12 protein-coding genes are annotated in these 18,644 nt (G+C 41.6%); all 12 read right to left on the reverse strand.

Going from position 1 to position 18,644, the window contains the following annotated elements; genetic code table 11:
• Window positions 1-11 precede the first annotated feature (11 nt).
• The 12 genes from AC0YN0_RS21950 to AC0YN0_RS22005 all read right to left on the reverse strand — a co-directional run bounded on the left by AC0YN0_RS21950 (window position 12) and on the right by AC0YN0_RS22005 (window position 18,583).
• Window positions 12-839: a carbohydrate ABC transporter permease gene (locus tag AC0YN0_RS21950; RefSeq protein ID WP_475823169.1), complete on the reverse strand. Its 828-nt coding sequence runs from the start codon at window positions 837-839 to the stop codon at window positions 12-14.
• The gene (locus tag AC0YN0_RS21955; RefSeq protein WP_475823170.1) at window positions 839-1,705 is read right to left on the reverse strand and encodes a carbohydrate ABC transporter permease; all 867 of its coding nucleotides are present in this window, start codon (window positions 1,703-1,705) and stop codon (window positions 839-841) included. Before AC0YN0_RS21955 ends, AC0YN0_RS21950 begins: the two co-directional genes overlap by 1 nt.
• Window positions 1,706-1,780: 75 nt before the next feature.
• A complete protein-coding gene (locus AC0YN0_RS21960; RefSeq protein ID WP_475823476.1) occupies window positions 1,781-3,097 on the reverse strand; it encodes an ABC transporter substrate-binding protein in 1,317 nt (438 codons plus the stop codon).
• A gap of 221 nt (window positions 3,098-3,318) precedes the next feature.
• Complete coding sequence (locus AC0YN0_RS21965; protein WP_475823171.1) at window positions 3,319-4,422, reverse strand: response regulator; 1,104 nt, start codon at window positions 4,420-4,422, stop codon at window positions 3,319-3,321.
• Entirely contained in the window at window positions 4,412-6,178 is a 1,767-nt protein-coding gene (locus tag AC0YN0_RS21970; RefSeq protein ID WP_475823172.1) for a cache domain-containing sensor histidine kinase, read from the reverse strand. The genes AC0YN0_RS21965 and AC0YN0_RS21970 overlap by 11 nt, the downstream gene beginning before the upstream one ends.
• Window positions 6,179-6,413: 235 nt before the next feature.
• A complete protein-coding gene (locus AC0YN0_RS21975) occupies window positions 6,414-9,680 on the reverse strand; it encodes a discoidin domain-containing protein (RefSeq protein ID WP_475823173.1) in 3,267 nt (1,088 codons plus the stop codon).
• Between the two features lie 88 nt (window positions 9,681-9,768).
• Entirely contained in the window at window positions 9,769-12,963 is a 3,195-nt protein-coding gene (locus AC0YN0_RS21980) for a discoidin domain-containing protein (protein ID WP_475823174.1), read from the reverse strand.
• A gap of 155 nt (window positions 12,964-13,118) precedes the next feature.
• Entirely contained in the window at window positions 13,119-13,880 is a 762-nt protein-coding gene (locus AC0YN0_RS21985; protein ID WP_475823175.1) for a sugar phosphate isomerase/epimerase family protein, read from the reverse strand.
• Window positions 13,881-13,908: 28 nt separating this feature from the next.
• Window positions 13,909-15,018 (reverse strand): Gfo/Idh/MocA family protein, encoded by a 1,110-nt coding sequence (locus AC0YN0_RS21990; RefSeq protein WP_475823176.1) that lies wholly within the window; start codon window positions 15,016-15,018, stop codon window positions 13,909-13,911.
• Between the two features lie 16 nt (window positions 15,019-15,034).
• Window positions 15,035-15,919 (reverse strand): carbohydrate ABC transporter permease, encoded by an 885-nt coding sequence (locus AC0YN0_RS21995; RefSeq protein ID WP_475823177.1) that lies wholly within the window; start codon window positions 15,917-15,919, stop codon window positions 15,035-15,037.
• 17 nt (window positions 15,920-15,936) lie between these two features.
• Window positions 15,937-16,836, reverse strand: a complete 900-nt coding sequence (locus tag AC0YN0_RS22000; protein ID WP_475823178.1) for an ABC transporter permease — start codon at window positions 16,834-16,836, stop codon at window positions 15,937-15,939.
• Between the two features lie 61 nt (window positions 16,837-16,897).
• Window positions 16,898-18,583, reverse strand: a complete 1,686-nt coding sequence (locus AC0YN0_RS22005; RefSeq protein ID WP_475823179.1) for an extracellular solute-binding protein — start codon at window positions 18,581-18,583, stop codon at window positions 16,898-16,900.
• Between the last annotated feature and the right edge of the window lie 61 nt (window positions 18,584-18,644).

Raw genomic sequence — 18,644 nt, forward strand, 5'->3', positions numbered from 1 at the left:
TCCGACATGGGCTAGCCTTTTACGGAGCCTGCTGTCATGCCTGCTACGATTTTTTGGTTAAATATAACGAAAAGCACTAGCAACGGAAGCGTAATCAGCAAAATGTTCGTGAACAATAAGTTCCATTGGGATACAAACTGACTCGTGAAATTGTACAATGTAAGCTGTATTGTGGCATTATCTGCTCCTGGGAAGAAGTAGAGCGGATTCGTAAAATCGTTGAAAATAAATACGGACTGTGTAATAACAACCGTTGCCGTTACAGGCTTCAACAACGGAAGGATAATTCCAAAGAATAACCGCCATTTATTGTAACCGTCCATAACGGCTGCTTCATCGATTTCCTTCGGGATGCCTACCATAAAACCACGGAATAAGATTAAACAGAACGGGAATCCGAGCGCGACCTCTACAGCAACGATGCCTGTTAACGTTTTGAAGAGCGCTAGTTCCTGTAGTACCCAGATCGTTGGTACGACAGCAGGTGGAATGATAAGACCGGCGAAAACGAAAAAGTTAATAAAAGGTGTCGCCTTATCGGTCCTTCTTTGCAGGACAAATCCTGCCATTGCAGATATGACAACTAAAATAACAATAGATATCACCGTAATCAATGTACTGTTATAGAAAGCACGGAACAGCATATAATCCCTAGCTTGAACGACTTCAACAATATTGTCCCAAATGTGAATCTTTTCTGGCCACTTCATATTCATTAATGCCGCTTCTTGCGGACTCTTCAAAGCATTTACGATGACGAAATAGAGGGGGACCCAAAATAATAGGATGGTCATAACGACAGCTGCAATCTCTACCCATAGTTGTTTGAAGCCTTTCATTATAGATCCACCTCTTTACGATTCAAGTACATTTGCAGCGGGAACGCGAGAATAGTCACAAATAAAAATAGAAGAACGTTGCCGGCTGTCGATAAACCAAAGAAACCGGAAATATATTGTTTATAAATAATGGACGCGATCACATCAGTTGAGAATCCAGGTCCGCCTTTAGTCATCGCCCAAATCAGGTCGAACTGTCGAAGTCCTCCAATGAAAGATAGGATGATGACCGTATTCATCGCAGGACGGCTTAGCGGGACGATAATGCTCCAAAACTTGTTCCATCCGTTGCCCCCATCAATTTGTAAGGCTTCGTAATATTCCTCAGGAATGGACAATATGCCCGCAATAAAAATAACAGTAGCGAAACCAACACCTTTCCATACATCCACGAATGCAACGGAAAGAAGAGCAATGCTTGTATCTCCAAGCCAATCAGGTCCATTTATTCCGATAAGGCCTAACGCCTTATTAATTAAGCCCTGCGAGGGATGCATCATCTGGCTGAAAGCAATACCCACAGCAATTGTACTTACCAGAGTTGGGAAGAAAATGACCGATCTTAAATAGTTTTTGGTACGGATCTTAGAAGTAAGGAATACACCTAATAACAAGCCACCAATTACTTTCAAAATACAGGTTACAACGGCAAAGATAAGTGTGTTCTTAAATCCGATTCGCAATGCCGTCTCTTCAAAAAAAGTTTTATAATTTTGTAGGCCGATAAATTCCCAGTCGGACAATGTCCATCTCGTCAGACTAAAGAAAAACGACATGATCGTCGGCACAATAAAAATCGCCAAGTAAATAACTGCCGCTGGGATAAGGAACGTATAGGAGTACGTTCTTTTCAGTATCTTAGGCATCCCATCCATCTCCTTTTTCTTGTTGTAATCAGTCGGCCCTGCATATTTGCAGGGCCGACTCGTTGCTTCGTATTGTTACCAGCCCTCAAGACCCAATTGTTGCGCTTGTTTTTCTACGTCTTTATCGTAGCCTTGAGCAGCCTTTAGTGCTGTATTGATGCCTGCTCCGACTTCAACTGTGAATTGTGGAAGGTTAGGTCCTTTAATTGGACTTACAAACTCCAATGCCGCAACCGTTTTGTTATCTTCAAAATACGGAAGCATGTCTTTGACAACTTGAGCCACGTCATCACCTACATCAACACCTTTTACCGCCCATGGCCCTACAGGCTTGGAAGCGCTAGACCATGCAGCAATTCCCTCAGGTGTAGTCAAGAACTCAAGGAACAATTTCGCTTCTTCGGGATGGTCAGTTTGTTTAGATATATAAGCCCCAGAAGGCATCCATACCGTCAAACCGTTTTGTTCAGCACTATCGCCAGGTTGGGCAAAAAAGCCGATATCGTTCATAAGATCAGGGAAGTTTTGCTCAAGCACTGGGATAGCGAAAGTTAGCATCGGGTAATGAGCTCCTTGACCTTCAGCAAGCATTTTCAATCCCGTATCATAAGTCGTCGCCAGGAAATCCTCGTTTTGATACCCTTTCTCTCCAAGTTCCTGCAACTTTTCAAATCCTCTCAATGCTGCAGGCGTCGTCGCGTATTTCGCTTTGTTAGCCGTATAATCATCAGCAAATGCTGGGGTTTGAGCTTGTACGTTATAATAGTCCCCCAACACAACGAGTTGTGTCGTCCAGCTGTCCTTATATGTGCCGATTACAGGTATTTTCCCTGCCGCTTTGACCTTGTCATTGTTTGCAATCAATTCCGCCCAAGTCGTCGGCACGGTTAGTCCAAGTTCAGCATAAACCTTCTTATTATAGAACCAGCCACCGCCCATCGTAGAACCAGCCGGCACTCCAAAAAGCTTTCCATTAAGAGTTACCGTGGGTTTAAACGAATCGATGACGTTTTCCATAAACGGCTCATTCGTAAGGTCAAGAAAATTTTGTTCCGGATTAAGTGAATGCATTAATGAACCGGAATTATAGAAGAACACGTCGTTCATGTCACCAGTCGAGAACCTCGTTTTTACAAAGTTATCACCTTCCGAACCTGGTGGGCGTGTTTCATGTTCTACTGTGATATACGGATATTTTGCTTGGAACGCGTCGATTACAGCTTTTGATACGTTAACAAAATCCTGCGTATTGTCCGTTAGTAGCGAGATCGTAACCTTCTCGGCAGGCTTGTCTGTAGCATTGCCGTTTGTAGCTGTATTGTTGCTCTCATTATTCGATTTCCCGCAACCGGAAAGAACGCTGACCGCCAATACTGTGCAAACCGTTAACATAAGAAGAACCTTATTCTTTTTCAAACTTGTTTCCCCCTGACAATTCAATGTTATGGTTCCTTATAACAGAGCCCGGGTTCTCTGTTGTTCTTAGTATAAACGCTTACATCCTGCGAAAGGGACTGTCATTTTTTATGGATTTATATCCGATTTTTTTTTTAGAAATCGTTATACAGAAAAAGGGATCCCTAAGGGATCCCTTCATTAAGAACAATCACAGTTTACAATTCTTCTTTATATTGCCCAGGTGTTTGATGCGTATACTTTTTAAATACCTCAGCAAAATGCCTATACGTGCGATATCCAACCATTTCTCCAACATCATTAACCTTCGTACCTTTTCGCAACAGCTCTTTGGCATATTCCATTCGGCAACGAGTGAGAAACTTAATATAGCTTTCTCCTACTACTTCCTTGAACAACACACTCAAATAAGTCGAATTCATATTGACATAATCAGACACTTCGTTCAAAGATAAGTCTCGTTTGAAATTTTGTTCAATATAAGACTTTGCCCGATCAATCGATTCATGCTTATTAGGGTCATTTGATATCAGAGCAAACGCTTTTTGTGCTTCATGATAACTTTTTGCCAATTGCTCCACATAAGGATACGTACTGCCTATTCCATATGGAAGTAAATCAAACTTTGTTTTGAGATTCTCCCAATATTCCGATGAAGGATGCTTGCAATGGAGGATAATGGCTAAATGCTCTTCCCCCTTTTGCGTTATAACCACTTGGCAATCTGGTAGATCTTTCAAATCGTAACCCTCAACGTATTTAACTACGGTACTGCTTACGAAATGGTCAGAATCAGACCCTAATAACATCTTCCATCTTGGCAATTGCTCCATGCTTCCATTAAGAAGCTCAAGTGTTAATTTTGCAAGAATTTCGCTTTGAGTCTCCTGTAGCTGCTGCTTCAGCACTTCTTGATCTCTCTTTGACTGCACATGCTGAAGAATCTTAAGAAGAGCCTGCTCAATACTTTCAATGGAAATCGGCTTCTCTAGGTAATCAATAACCCCTAAGCGAATTGCGTTTCTCACATATTCATATTCATTGAATCCACTGAACACAATACAGTAAGTGTCCGGCTTCTCTTCTGCTATTTTTTCTATTAATTGCAAGCCAGTCATTCCCGGCATTCTAATATCAGTGAATACAATGTCAGGCTGCACTTCACGAAAACAGTTAAGAGCAGCAATTCCATCCGTAGCTGTCTCAACAAGCTCGATTCCATAACTAGACCAATCAATCATTGTACGTAAACCTTCAATCACAATATATTCATCATCGAATACAACTGCTTTAAGCATCATTTATCCCTCCAAGCTGTAGCCTTAACACAACACGCGTACCCATGTTAACATGACTCGTTATTTGCATCGAGCTTGTTGCTCCATAGTACATCTTCAAACGATCTTTCACATTGCGCAGTCCATATCCTTCATTAATCTTTGCTAGATCATCAATGCCCACGCCATTATCTTCAATGACGAACTGCAAATAATCTCCATCTCGACTACCTGTGAGCGTAATGGTTCCTTTGCCGACTTTCGGTTCTAGTCCATGATAAATGGCGTTTTCGACTAACGGCTGAAGTAACAGTTTCAAGATTTGCATCGCTTTAATGGAAGGTTCAATGTCCTCCACATATTCGAAGCGGTTATTATATCTTATATTTTGAATCGTCATGTAGTGATGGATATGCTCCAGCTCCTTGGATACCGTTAAGGTATCATTCCCCTTATTTAAGCTCAGCTTAAAGCTCTGCGACAGAGCAAGGGTCATCTCCGCAGCTTGATCATATTTCTTTAGCTTGGCCATCCAATAGATGGAGTCTAAAGTATTGTATAGAAAATGAGGTTTAATTTGAGCTTGAAGTGCTTTTAACTCCGCTTCTCTTTCACGTAGCTCGGTATGGACTAATTTCTCGTTTAATTCTCTGTTCTGAGCAGTAATACGTTTGAAGGTCTCACCTATTGCCCCTACCTCGTCATGTTCAAATGTTTCGTTGAATTCCCGTTGACCTCGAGCCCATTCAACCATCATTTTTTTCACTTGAAGTAACGGACGAGTAATGCTGCCAGAAATGACATACGATATGGCTATCGCGACAAAGGCGATACAAGATGCGATGATGGCAGACGCCGTTCCGATAATATTCGATTCCTTTAGCAATTCTTTGACTTCCACTAAGTGGATAAACGACCACCCCGTCGTTTCATTTCGATACGTGACAGTCAAATAACCTAACTTTTTAAAATCTTCAACTACATCCCCCGATCCACTCTGTAACACATCTTGTAGTTCTTTACTTCGGGGAGGCTTGACCACTTCAATCTCTTCTTGTGAATGATCAAGCGCAATAAATTCTCCCCCATACTTTTGGCTACCAGTGAAGAAAGAATCAAATATGGATTTTGAAATATTAATGATTAACATACCAATCGGTTCTCCGCTCAAGCTGCTCGAATCCCGAAACAGTTTAACCGTAGAAAATGTTTTGGAGGAATCTTGAAAAACATCCTCGCTAAAGAAAATGACCTTTCCGTTACCTTCTGTAGCTCTTCGATACCATTCGGACTTCTGAATCTCCCAAGATTTGTTATCTCCTTTATAAATGCCTGTCCTATCCGAACGACCTAAACAATAAATCTCATTATTAAGATCAAGCAAGCACACGGAGTCCACAAACCTTGAATTAATAAAACCATTGTTTATGATTTTTTGCAGCTCATTAATCATTTGATTTTTAACCTCTGTTTTGCTAACTAGCGAAGAGGTATCCTTGAGGAACCTTAAGTTATCGCGAATACTTTCGTCAAGAATGATAGAGCGGTTTAAATTTATAGCGTTACGAAAAGTTAAATCAGCAACTTCGCTCGAGGTTCTCAGATGGTCTTGATTCGTTTGCGTGTTCGATTCCATAATGGTTTGTTTGGCGACGTTAAAGGAAATGAAACCGAGCAAAAACAAAGGGGGCACGGATAAAAGAATCATTGTTGCGAGATAACGGCTTCGTATTTTTCGAAAGCGAAATACATTTCTAAGTCCATTTGACCAATTCCTCATATATGCTCCTTATCGACGTCATGATGCATAAACTCTCATTATTCATAATACCCTTATTCCAACGATGCGTACAAAATGAGATAAATTTTTTACTTAAGGCATTAGCTACATCCTACCTGTTCATCCAATTTAATATAAGTGAGATTTTTTTGGATTCGTTCCGTTTTTTTTGGGGATCCCCCCTTTTTCGTTTTAACAAAAAAAACGTGCAGATCAAGTCTGCACGTATTTCTTATCAAATTACTTCCCCAAAAACTCTAAACTCAGCAATAGACCAGTAGCTATTAACGGAACTTCCAGTTTGTACAACTCTAACAAATCGAGCCTGTTGAACTGGAAATGATACAAGCAATACGGGCTCATTCCAAGTGCCGGCAGAAATGGTTGACCATGTGCTGCCATCGATCGACACGTCCACCCGAAATCCCCTTGGGTAATCTGATGAATAAAGAGCTGTATCCAGGATAATGCTGTTTATTTTTCTATTTTCCATCATATCTATTTGGTAATACTGCCCACTCGTTTGAGCAAGACCTGTCGACCAACGAGAAATTCTATTGCTATCTAAGGCATAATCCACATCCTCTCCTGTAAGAACCGAAGATGCTGATGAACTCCACCCATTGCGACTGAGTTCAGGTGCTGAATATACGAATAGCTCCTGAACAGACCATTGATGAGATACGCTCTCACCTGTTTGCTTAACTCTGATGTATTGAGCATATTGAGGCGCAAAAGGAATAACCATCTTATAGCCATAACCTTTTCCAATTCTCACTGTGTTCCAGTTGGTTCCATCATTTGATACCTGTACCTGGTATTCAACTGGATAATCTTTATTACCAGTACCGGCATCCAAATTTATCGATTCGAAACGTTTGGGTTCACCCATATTAATTTGCAGCCACTGTCCGTCTGATTGCAAATCCCCCGTATGCCAATTTGTTCCGAAATTGCCGTCTAATACATTACCAGCCGATAATGAATGATTAGATGCTGAAGCGGTCCAACCTGTCCGATCGAGTGCAACAACATCAAGATATTCTGTAGAAGCATTCCCTGATGTATATTTTGAAACTAAGTTTATTAGATCTGTATTTGTTCTAAAATTTGTTGTTTCGAACCTACTCCACTTTGTACGGATCGAGTCGACAGTGTCATTATTAATGATCGGTGCCAGCCTATAATTCGTGTCGTAGTAGCCCCAATTGTTACCGTCGATTCTTACTTTATAACACCAATTGGTCCATGAAATATTCAATGCATTTAATCCTACGAGCCATTTATGCCAGAGGTCCTCGTACTTCCAAAAGTTAAACTCACCTACATATACGGGTACATTCCAGCCAGACTGATAATCAGCCAATTGTTGTAGCAAAGTATCGATGAATTGGTTTTGAGAATTCCAGTCATATATATTATTTCCGTTATAGTGGTGAGTCTCATAAACAACATTCGTCCAGCCGTACGTCGTTGGGGGGACTATATCATTCCAGCCAAAAAAAGCTTCGATGAATATAATATGGTTTGGATCGACTGCCCTGACTGCTTGATAGATCGTATTATATACAGAATGAATCGTTACATTGGGATTAACATCATTTACTGGTTCATTCACTAAGTCATATCCGGCGACAGCTGGATTATTTGCGTAATGATTAGCAATTCCCTCCCATAGATCCACTGTCTTATCAAGGTACCATGATTCGGTCCATATTTTATTGCTTCCTGTTTGCCCGCCTGTCGACCACCCGCCTGATTGGCCGCCTGGTACACCGTGTAAATCAAAAATGACATAAATGTTGCGTATCGAACATTGTTCTACAAGCCAGTCTAGTTTCGCCCATGGATCTGACTTCCACGTTCCATCCTCATTCATAAACTCTAACCACATAACAGGTACACGAACGACATTCATGCCCATCGATTGGATAGAATCAAGATCACTTTCCTGTATCCAATAATCCTTAAAATCCATTAACAAGTCATCTGCTGTAGAGGATCCAAACTTAGCAGTCAAATTTTTTCGAAGCGAATAATCATCCGAATTGAGATAAACATTAAATTCTGCGATACTCCACCAACTATTAGAGGAACTTCCTGTCTGAGTCACTCTGATGTACCTAGCGGATACGACTTGAAAGTTTATCGCTACCTTTTGATAAGCCCCGGTTTGTTCGGCTACTTGGGACCACGTGATACCATCTTTCGAGACTGCTACTTTGCTATTCCTTGGGTAGTCTTGAGAGTAATTAGAACCTGCGTCCATTACGATTTGGTTAAAAGTATGCAACGCTCCCATATCCACCTGAACATATTGCCCATTTGACTGTGCTTGACCATTACTCCACCTTGTTGTCTTATCGTTATCAAGCATATTGTTTGCAGATGAATTCAATGTAGTAGAAGATGCAGTTGCTGTCCAACCTTCCTTATTGAACTCACCTGAGGAAAAGGCAGAGATTTCACTTATAGACCAATAGCTATTAGTAGAACTTCCCGTCAATGTCACTCTGAAATAACGAATATTCCCACCAGAGTAAACTACAGTTAATCGATTATTAGCTCCTTCTATTTCCGTTGCGTGATCCCAGTTGATTCCATCCGCAGAAAATTGAATGCTAGCAGCCTTAAAAAAGTCCGATGCATACATTGCCCCGGTATCGACCATTAACCCTCCAATCTGCTGAAGCTTGCCCATGTCAACCTGAAACCACTGACCTGGATTTTGGGCTGTTCCCGAACTCCATCTTGTCGTTAAATTATTGTCTATTGCCTGTGCTGCTGAAGTTCCAGTCAATGTATCTGAAGCTGTAGCACTCCATCCGACTTTACTAGTTACAGGCATAGAGAAAACATTAATCTCGCTTATTGACCAATATTTTGTTGAACTGCTGCCGATTTGAGTTATTTTAATGTATTGTGAGGATTGGGGAATAAATCGGATATCTAGATAATGCTCATTTTCAGTTAGATCCAAGCCACTTGCTACTTCGTTCCACTGAGTAGCATTATTAGAAACCTCAACTTTGTAGCTAACCGCATAATCCCTTGTACCTTGCCCTGCATCCAAATAAACTTTGTTAAATGTCTGCTTTGAACCCAGATTAATCTGAATCCATTGTCCGCTTGTTTGCGCAGTATTCGTGCTCCATCTACTTGCTTCATTTCCGTCTATCATCTTTGATGCTTCTATTGTGTTAACAGATGCGGAGGCACTCCAGCCATCTCTCTCTAATGCAAACTCACCAAGCGGGGAAATCCAGTCCTCCTGCAGCATCCACGATGCCAAGTTAGTCCCTCTTAAGTTTACAATATCTCCGATACCTGATTGATTGCGGATCACTGTACCATTTGCTTTAAGAAAGTCACTCGTCCCCATTTCGGCATTTACTCGTTCGGCTGTTGGCCAATAACTCACAAATAATATTATTGCTGCTAAGATAAAGTAGGCAAATGGTTTACCTGAACGAACTTCTGTCGACCTTAGATTCCAACTCAAATTATTCCCCTCCATTCAATAATACCTACATACGATCTCAGGCATCCTCCGTCAAGAGGATGCCTGTTCAATTGCAAAAGCTTTTTGTTTATTGCAAGTAAAGATTCAACTCAGCTATGCTCCACCAGGTTCCGGCTGTTCCTGTTTGATCAACTCTCACAAACTTTGCATTCACTGTCGGGAACTTAATCCTGGTAACTAAACCGTATCCTTCTCCGCTAGCTACTTGTGACCAATTGGTACCGTCATTTGAAACGTATACTCTGTATTGCCCGGCATAATCAGCAACATACGGACCATTATTTATTTCAACCGTATTGAAAGTTTGAGTGGTTCCTAGATCTACCTTGAACCATTCAGAGCCACTCTGCGATGCCCCAGAAGTCCAACGTGATGAAGCATCGTCTACTACGTCGCCTCCACCAAATACCCATGGATTATTTCTTGGCTCTTGCAACTTGCCGTCAAGTGCAAGATAGGCCTCTGCGCTGTTGGCAGAAGCTGTCGCAGTCCAACCGGCATTATTGAGTCTTGTTCCTAATGAAGGTGCTTGTTCTACGCCGAACACATTCAATTCAGTAATGGACCAATTACTCGATGCAGTTCCAGTTTGGGTGATTTTAATGTATCTTGCAGCATTAGCAGGGAAACTAATTTTATTCTCTGCTTCTGGTATAGCGCCTTGTGCTGCGGTAAACCAATATGCGCCATCCAACGACAATTCAACTTTGTAAGCTTTAGGATAGTTATCCAAAAAGCTTCCAACACTTAATGCCAATCCGGAAATCGTATTAATTTTCCCCATATCCACTTCGAACCATTGACCATTTACTTGAGTAGTACCCGTTGTCCAACGTGTTGTCGTATTTCCATCCAATACATTAGCTGCCGTTGATCCACTACCAGTAGTAGAGCCGCTTACACTCCAGTTTGAACGGCTTAGCAGGATTGGAGCTTGGTTAAAGACTCGGAATTCGGAAATCGACCAGTAATTATACGCAGCTGTTCCAGTCTGAACAACCTTAATGTATCTAGCCGTTTTATTTGAGAAGCTGATTTGGATCTTTTGCCCAAGACCTACCCCGCTTGCAATGGCATTCCCCCAACTTGTGCCATTGTTTGAAACATAGACCTCGTAGCCTCTAGCATAATCGCTATTGTTAGGTCCAGCATCAATTTCTATCTTGTTAAACGTTTTTGCAGCCCCCATATCAACGCTAAACCATTGCCCACTTGCTTGAGCAGCTCCGTTAGCCCATCTTGTAGTAGAATCCCCATCCAGGGCATTTCCGGAAACGTTAGTACCGCCTGTTAGTGACGCACTTGCTGTCCAACCATTACGAGCTAAAAGTCCCTTGTTAGAGTTGTATATTGACAGGTCAGCAATCGTCCACCAATTGGCAGCAGATCCGGACAGCTGAATACGGATATACTGCTTCGTTTGAGAACTGAAAGTAATATTTGTCAGGTTTGCGCTTCCTGAACCTGTAGCTATTGCACTACCCCAGTTGGAGCCGTCACTCGACACAAATAATTGATAGCTTGCAGGTTTGTCACCAGGAAATCTTCCCAAGTTCAGAGTCAACTGATCGAATGTTTGAGCAGAACCAAGATTAATCGTAAAGTTTTGACCGCTGGCTTGGTTAGCGCCGCTAGTCCATACTGTATCTAAATTGCTATCCAATGCTTGGGTTGCAGAGTATGTTCCATTTGTATGGGAAGCTGTTGCTGTCCATCCATTTTTAGCAAGAGACTCCCCTGTCGTAGCTGTGTATTTATAGGTCGCTACTGTATCTCCAGGTATCGTATCCGTGAACTCTCCGTCTGGAGTTATAATCTTGATTGTTTTTGCTGGAGTATTCATGTCTACGGAGTTCATCACATTGTTTATACGATTGCTTACAACAATGACAATCGTGCCATCTGGGTTCTTGAATGCTACATTTGAGACATTATCGGCAACGACGCCGGTACTATCGATACGAACAGCCCCTGGTTGAATGTACCGCGAAAACTGTCCAAAATGGTAGTACCAAGCATTCAATTTATAGGTACTGCTGCCGGGAGTACCCGCCCAAGAGATCTGAACATCGCTATAATAATCCGGATCAACGGCCGGATCTCTATACTCATCTTGCCAAACGCCAGGTCCAGGCCCAGGGTTAATAAACTCGCGGAACGTAATCCATGACATGTAATAGCTCATGAAGTTTCTCATATACTCCATGATCTTTGGTGCACCATGAGTCATTTCGGAAATGCCCGAAAGTGTATCCGGGTATTGGTAATGAAGTGCTGTAGATTGCGATACAGGGAATTGTGAATAATTATGGTAAGCAAAGGAGTCTATATACGGAGCAATTTCAGGGTTGTTGAGTATCTTTGCATAATCGTAAGCACTGGTCTCATTATCGTCATGACCCCAGATTTTCACTTTCAAATCGTTATCATCTAAAACATCAATTAAGTCTAGTGTAAACGTCTCATACTCACTAGTTGTGAATTGAGTGGTTGAGAACTTATAGGCTACTGATGGCTCGTTTTGTATACTTACCGCATAAATAGGAATTCCCAACTCACGATAGGATTCAATAAATTTGACATAGTAATTGGCCAAGGATTCATAATACTCCGGCTTAACATGTCCCCCCCATTCGAGAGTCCCACTATCCTTCATCCAAGCTGGAGGAGACCACATTGCAGCTACGAACTTCACCTCTGGATTAATTTCTAGAATTTCCTGCATGATCGCTATCTTTCCCGAATCAATATCACGTTGAATAGAGAAGTTTGTTAGATCTGGATCAGTTTCTCCAGTTGGCATATCATTATAAGTCCATGCTCCATGATCAGGAAGAATATTAACATCATACTCTGGGAAAAAATCGCTAACTCCCATTGTGATTCTCATAAGATTATAGTTATTGCCTGTTGCCGGATTGAAAAGGTCATTCAGAGCTGCGGTCCTGTCTGTTGCCGACAACCGTCCCAATTCGTAAACGGTGTCATTATCAAGTGAACCTCCAAAACCAATCCATGGTTGGTAAGTAATCGACGGATCAATTGTAATGATTCCGTTTGCTGTGCTATTGCTAATGGGAGTAAATGTTTTACCTGTTTGTGGTGTGAGCCTGTTTGTGGTGTCACTATCATTATAAGAACTATATACGATCTGTATCGGTCCCCCTCCGGCAGCTGATACCGGTGCTGTGTTCATAAAAAAAGCTGAGACCATTGAAACTGAAAGCATACCTACGAGTATTTTTTTCGAAATAGTGGACATATTTTCCTCCTTGAGCTTATGGATTCATCTAAAACTCAAAAAACGTGATTCGAATCTACGGTTCTGACTCAACACTGATGTCCTTTTTTTTGCGTAAACCACTGGAGCTATTCTATAGACATTCCCCCTTTATTAAGTTAAATCCCATAAAACATTTAATTTATTTCTATCCTTTCTCTTAACGATTTCAAGTTTCTAAAACTAGTACTTATGCACTCAAATGGAGACTTTCTGCATTCATCCTGCTCAACGATTAACCATTTCGTACCAATAGTCGACGCCGTATGAATGATTTTTCTCATAGGTAGGATTCCCTCGCCAACTTCTGCAAAAAACTGTTCTACACCTGCCTCCATATCCTTAACATGCAAAAGCGGACAACGATCTTTAAGCTTCTCAAGGTATTCAATTGGATTTTCACCTGCTTTAGCTACCCAGTACACATCCAGTTCCATTTGAACAAGTGCTGGGTCTGTTTCCTGTAAGAGCAAATCGTAGGCGGATATATTGTCTAACTGCGAAAATTCCCAATCATGGTTATGGTACAACAATCTAATGTCTCTCCCTCGGCATCGATAACCGATTTGATTTAGCTCCTTTGCAATATCAATTACAGCCCGACTAGAATCGAAAGGTGGGTGAGAGATAACAAAATATTTGCTCTCAACAGTTTCTGCGTAGTGAATTAATTCATCCAAGTTATCCCGTAAAGCATCCATACTAGTATGGATGCTGATTGCTTGAAGACCTAGATCCTGAAGTTCATTCTTATATTGTTCTGGAGTAACTCCATTTGGCGGCATACCCACTTCAACGCCCTGATAACCGATCACTTTTACTTTCTGGAGAGAATCGATATAGTCTTGTTCTATTTCACGACGAATTGTCCACGTTTGTAGCCCAATAGAAGGTGCCAATACAACTCTTCCTTTCCTAATCGAATATTTAGTCGTCTAGCAAATTGAACTTCAACCCAAGTGGAAGGGGCAATGGTCGCTCAAAAGGTGATTCAACGACTGTGTGTTGACCAGAAGCACAGGAATCTATCACACCAATTGTCACATCCAGAACGTGAAGAGCCATATCTCCACTGGCACGATGAGGTCGACCGGATCGAATAGCATGAGCCATATCCGCAACTCCGACTCCCCTACTGTTTTCAACAAATCCATGAGAGTAAGGGATCTCCTTTATCGCTCCGTTTGGCTGTAATAGTCGAATCTCTCCATCAAAGGTATTAGGATCTGGAACATAAAGTGTTCCTTCCGTTCCGTAAATTTCAAACCTCGGTACATAGCCAAAACTTTCTTTTGCAGATTGCATTGTCACTATGGCACCTGATTCAAACTGCAAAACCGCTGCCGTATTCATATACGCTTCTACCGGGAATGTCTCACCAAAATGCGGTGCTTTTGGATTAACAATTGATAACTCCTCTCTCACGTTAGATACAAAACCTGAAACCTTGCTTACAGCACCTAACAAATTTATCATGTTGGTAAAATAATAAGGTGCCATATCAAAGAGCGGATCCCAACCTGGCTTCAAAACACTTCCAATATTGGGATGCATGCCATCCCATACGTGCCCCATAATAATTGAGCCTGTACCTGCATAAGGCTTACCGATCCAACCATCGTCGATTATTTTACGGCATGTTTGCAATGCACCTCCCAGGAATGTGTCAGGAGCGGATCCAATACGGAGCCCCTTTTTTCTAGCGAGTGTGAGAACCAGATCAGCTTCTTCGCGCGAAAACGCAAAAGGCTTTTCCGTGTATACATGTTTACCAGCATTCAGAGCGAGTAAATTGACTTCTGTATGAACATGCGGCACTGTTAAATTAATGACGATTTCAATTTCTGGGTCTGCAAGTAGTTCTTGCACTTGATAGGCCTTGTTCACGTTATACTCAGCAGCGCGCTTCCGAGCCAGTTCAGGAATAATATCCGCAACTGCAACAATGTCTAGAATATCAAAACGGGTTTTGCAATTTTCCAGATAAATTCCGCTTATCATGCCACAACCGATAATGCCGGCTTTTACTTTCTTCATCTACAAAACTTCCTTCCTATTCCTTCACACTGCCAAGCACGATCCCTTTAATAAAAAATCTTTGCAAGAACGGGTACACCATCAAGATTGGAAATGCACCTAGAAAAATCTGTGCTGCTTTGAATGTACGATCGTTAACTTCGGACAACAGCGCTAGATTTTGTGATGCGATGTCCGATAAATCTTGTTGAACTACAACCGTCTGAAGATAACTCTGTAAAGGATAGTTCTCAGGACGATTCATGAATATTAATCCGTCAAACCATGAATTCCAATGACCGACCGTTGAAAACAAAGTAATGGTCGCAAGAGCCGGTAGGGATAACGGCACAAAAATCCGCCACATTGTCGTCCAATGTCCCGCACCATCGATGAACGCCGCTTCTTCTAACTCCTTTGGCAAGTTTCGAAAAAAGTTAAGCAACAAGATAATATTGAATACAGGTACCGCTCCAGGTAGAACTAAAGCCCACACGGAGTCAAGGAGTCCTGTATACTTTACTGTCATATAAGCAGGAATCAGGCCGCCATTAAATAGAATCGTAATGATAAACATCCAAGCATATAAAGTTCTCCATCTGAAATCAGTCGCTTCTTTTGATAATGGATACGCAACGAGTATCGTTAGAAACATGTTGATTACTACACCTAATCCAACACGCTGTAGCGTTACTTGGAGAGCTTCTAAAAACTTCCCTTGTTTAAGCACATACTCATAAGAAGCTGTAGAAAAATCGACTGGCCAAAGCTTAACCAACCCACCTGCCGCCGCCTCACTTGAACTAAAAGAAACGGCCAACACATGAATAATCGGAAAAAGGCATAAGAAGGATAAAATAATTAAAAATGTATAGTTAAAACCGTTGAATACTTTTCGGCCAATAGAGTAATGTTCAACCACGTCTGACTCTCCTTCCTCTAGAAAATTCGATAGTTAGCCAGGCGATATGCAAGCAGGTAGGAAACGAGAATAAAGACGAGCGATACGACCGACTTAAATAATCCAACCGCTGTTGCAACCGAATATTGTGCGTCAATTAGGCCAATACGGTATACGAAAGTATCAATAATATCTCCGGTCTCATAAACTTGCGGACTATAGAGATTAAACACCTGATCGAATCCTGCATTTAAAACGTTACCTAAACTTAAAACCGAAAGAAGCACGATAATAGGGGTCATGCTTGGTATTGTAATGTTTATCGTCTGTTTCCATCGACTCGCTCCATCTACAATCGCCGCTTCATAAAGCGAAGGATTGACTCCTGTAATGGCAGCGAGATAAACGATCGTATTATATCCAAATTCTTTCCAAGTGTCTGTTCCTACTAAAACGAAAGGAAACCAACTTCGATCGCCAAGAAAATAAATCGGTTTAATGCCCAACCAGCCTAGAAATTGATTAACAATACCGGTTGTCGGTGATAATATATCGATTATTATTCCTCCGAGCAGAATCCATGATAAAAAGTGCGGCAGATAAACTAGCGTTTGAAAACTCCTTTTAAATGCTTCTTTGCGAATCTCATTTAGCAGCAATGCAACCGTGATCGGTACGATCAAGTTGGCAATAATCTTCATAGCCGAGATTAAGACTGTATTCCGAAGTACTCTGAATGAATCTGGCAGATCCATGACATATTTAAAGTTATCCAAACCGATCCAGTCAGATCCAGCTATCCCTCGTGCTGGGATAAACTTTTGAAAAGCAATCGCGATACCGAACATTGGACCATAACTAAATAGAGTTACTAGCAATAAAGCCGGTAGAATCATCAAATGAAGCGGCCATTGCTTTTTCCGTTTCTTTATTGCCATAAAGAACTCCTCTCTTAAAGGCGAAGTGCCAGGCAGAACCCAGCACCTCGCTTCTAACCGTCTATTTCGATTGATACCACTCGTTTACTTCCTTCGTAATCTGGTCTCCACCGACCTTTTTCCAGTCGCTGACGAACTTGTCGAACGTGTCCAAAGAATCACCTAGAATGATTTTTGTAAATGCTTCAATTTCCATTTTGATCAATGTTGAGTTCCTTTGTGTCATCGTAGGGGTGTCCATACCATAAAACACACCAGGTATCAGTACTTTTTCTTGAAGATAGCGATCAATTACCGCATAAGAGCTCTCCCGTCCGAAGACACGATCGTATGCCCAGTCATCGACTGTCCCCCTACCTTCTTCCATGGCTAAGCTGTGCTCATATATGATTCGTCCTTCATTATCTAACTTTGAAGTATCTTTTTCGTCCAAGGCTTTCACCACGGCTTTATAAAAACCATAATTCGGGCTAGCTGGAGCAATCCGGAAAGGATAATACACCCATGTTTGAATACCGTTAATATCCCAGTGTGCTTGTTTCACTTCTGGAGCGGTTTCAGAATTATATTGAATGTCGGCGTACAAATTCAGCATCTTGAACAATGCTTCCGGGTTTTTGGCATCCTTACGAATGACATAATAACTATTCACAACCAAGGAAGGGATAGTTAAGTTTGCGATCTTACCTTCCGTGTTCACGATAGGGTAAGGTACCCAGTCAGCATTAGGATCATTGGCCCTGCTAGCCTTCATAGCATCTAGAGATAAATAGAACGCTCCGTATGTCATTCCTAATTTACCGGAGGCCACCAACTCGCCTTCTTTGACTTCGTCCTTAACGCCAAATTCGCGATCAATTTGTCCTTTCTTGTACAATTCTTGTAACGCAGTCAACGCTGTTTTCATCTCAGGTTGAATGCTACCATTCACGACTGTCCCGTCATCCGCTTTAAGCCAAGTATGTGGATAAGCATTGTAACTGCTCATGAAACCTTCAATCGAGCCAAAGTTACCGTATAAATTTTTCATCAGTGCAAGCCCGTACGTATCGTTTTTACCATTTCCATCTGGATCTTTTGTCGTAAAAGCCTCAGAAATCGCCAAAACATCATCTACTGATTTTGGCTCATTTAAGCTTAGTTTTTCCAACCAGTCCTTCCGAATCCACAATACAGGTGCTGCATCGATTGTTCCCCCCGGCTGCGGAATACCCATTAGCTTACTATCAAATGTGGCGGAAGCCAGCGAGTTAGTAGCTTCATCCAAGAACCCTTTCACTAGAGGAGTCGCATGTTTCTCATACAACTCTGATAGATCCATAAGTTCTCCAGCTTCAACCAGTTGTTTTAACTGTGAAGTACTAACAGAAAAGAAGTCCGGCAAATCGCCTGAAGCAAGGGTAACATTCATTTTTTCCGAACCCTGTTCCCCATTAACAACCCACTGATTATTCACCTTAATTCCCAAACGTTCAGACAAGGTGCGAGTCCAAATATTATTATCAAGGTCCTCACCCTCAACAAATTTTGGAGTGTCGATAACCCGAACGGAGGTCACCTCAATCGGTGGATCATACTTTCCAAAATACGGATCAACCTCTACAATTGGTTTGTCCGTACTTTGAGGTGTCTCTTTCTGATTACCTGAACTGTTTCCTGGCTCTGGGTTGCCCGAGCAAGCGGTAACTGCTAAACATACACTCAACAAAGCTGCGAAGAATGTTGCCTTTTTCATTCTCATTTTCATTTTTTTGCCTCCCCTTTTTCTTATTGGAATGTGTAATACTTCTAACAATTTCAGTATAAAT

The organism is Paenibacillus sp. J22P218, from assembly GCF_056269195.1.

Coding starts and splice junctions, on each gene's coding strand:
- AC0YN0_RS22005 (WP_475823179.1), bottom strand. CDS start 18,583: ATGAAAATGAGAATGAAAAAGGCAACATTCTTCGCAGCTTTGTTGAGT.
- AC0YN0_RS22000 (WP_475823178.1), bottom strand. CDS start 16,836: ATGGCAATAAAGAAACGGAAAAAGCAATGGCCGCTTCATTTGATGATT.
- AC0YN0_RS21965 (WP_475823171.1), bottom strand. CDS start 4,422: ATGATGCTTAAAGCAGTTGTATTCGATGATGAATATATTGTGATTGAA.
- AC0YN0_RS21955 (WP_475823170.1), bottom strand. CDS start 1,705: ATGCCTAAGATACTGAAAAGAACGTACTCCTATACGTTCCTTATCCCA.
- AC0YN0_RS21960 (WP_475823476.1), bottom strand. CDS start 3,097: ATGTTAACGGTTTGCACAGTATTGGCGGTCAGCGTTCTTTCCGGTTGC.
- AC0YN0_RS21980 (WP_475823174.1), bottom strand. CDS start 12,963: ATGTCCACTATTTCGAAAAAAATACTCGTAGGTATGCTTTCAGTTTCA.
- AC0YN0_RS21950 (WP_475823169.1), bottom strand. CDS start 839: ATGAAAGGCTTCAAACAACTATGGGTAGAGATTGCAGCTGTCGTTATG.
- AC0YN0_RS21990 (WP_475823176.1), bottom strand. CDS start 15,018: ATGAAGAAAGTAAAAGCCGGCATTATCGGTTGTGGCATGATAAGCGGA.
- AC0YN0_RS21970 (WP_475823172.1), bottom strand. CDS start 6,178: ATGAGGAATTGGTCAAATGGACTTAGAAATGTATTTCGCTTTCGAAAA.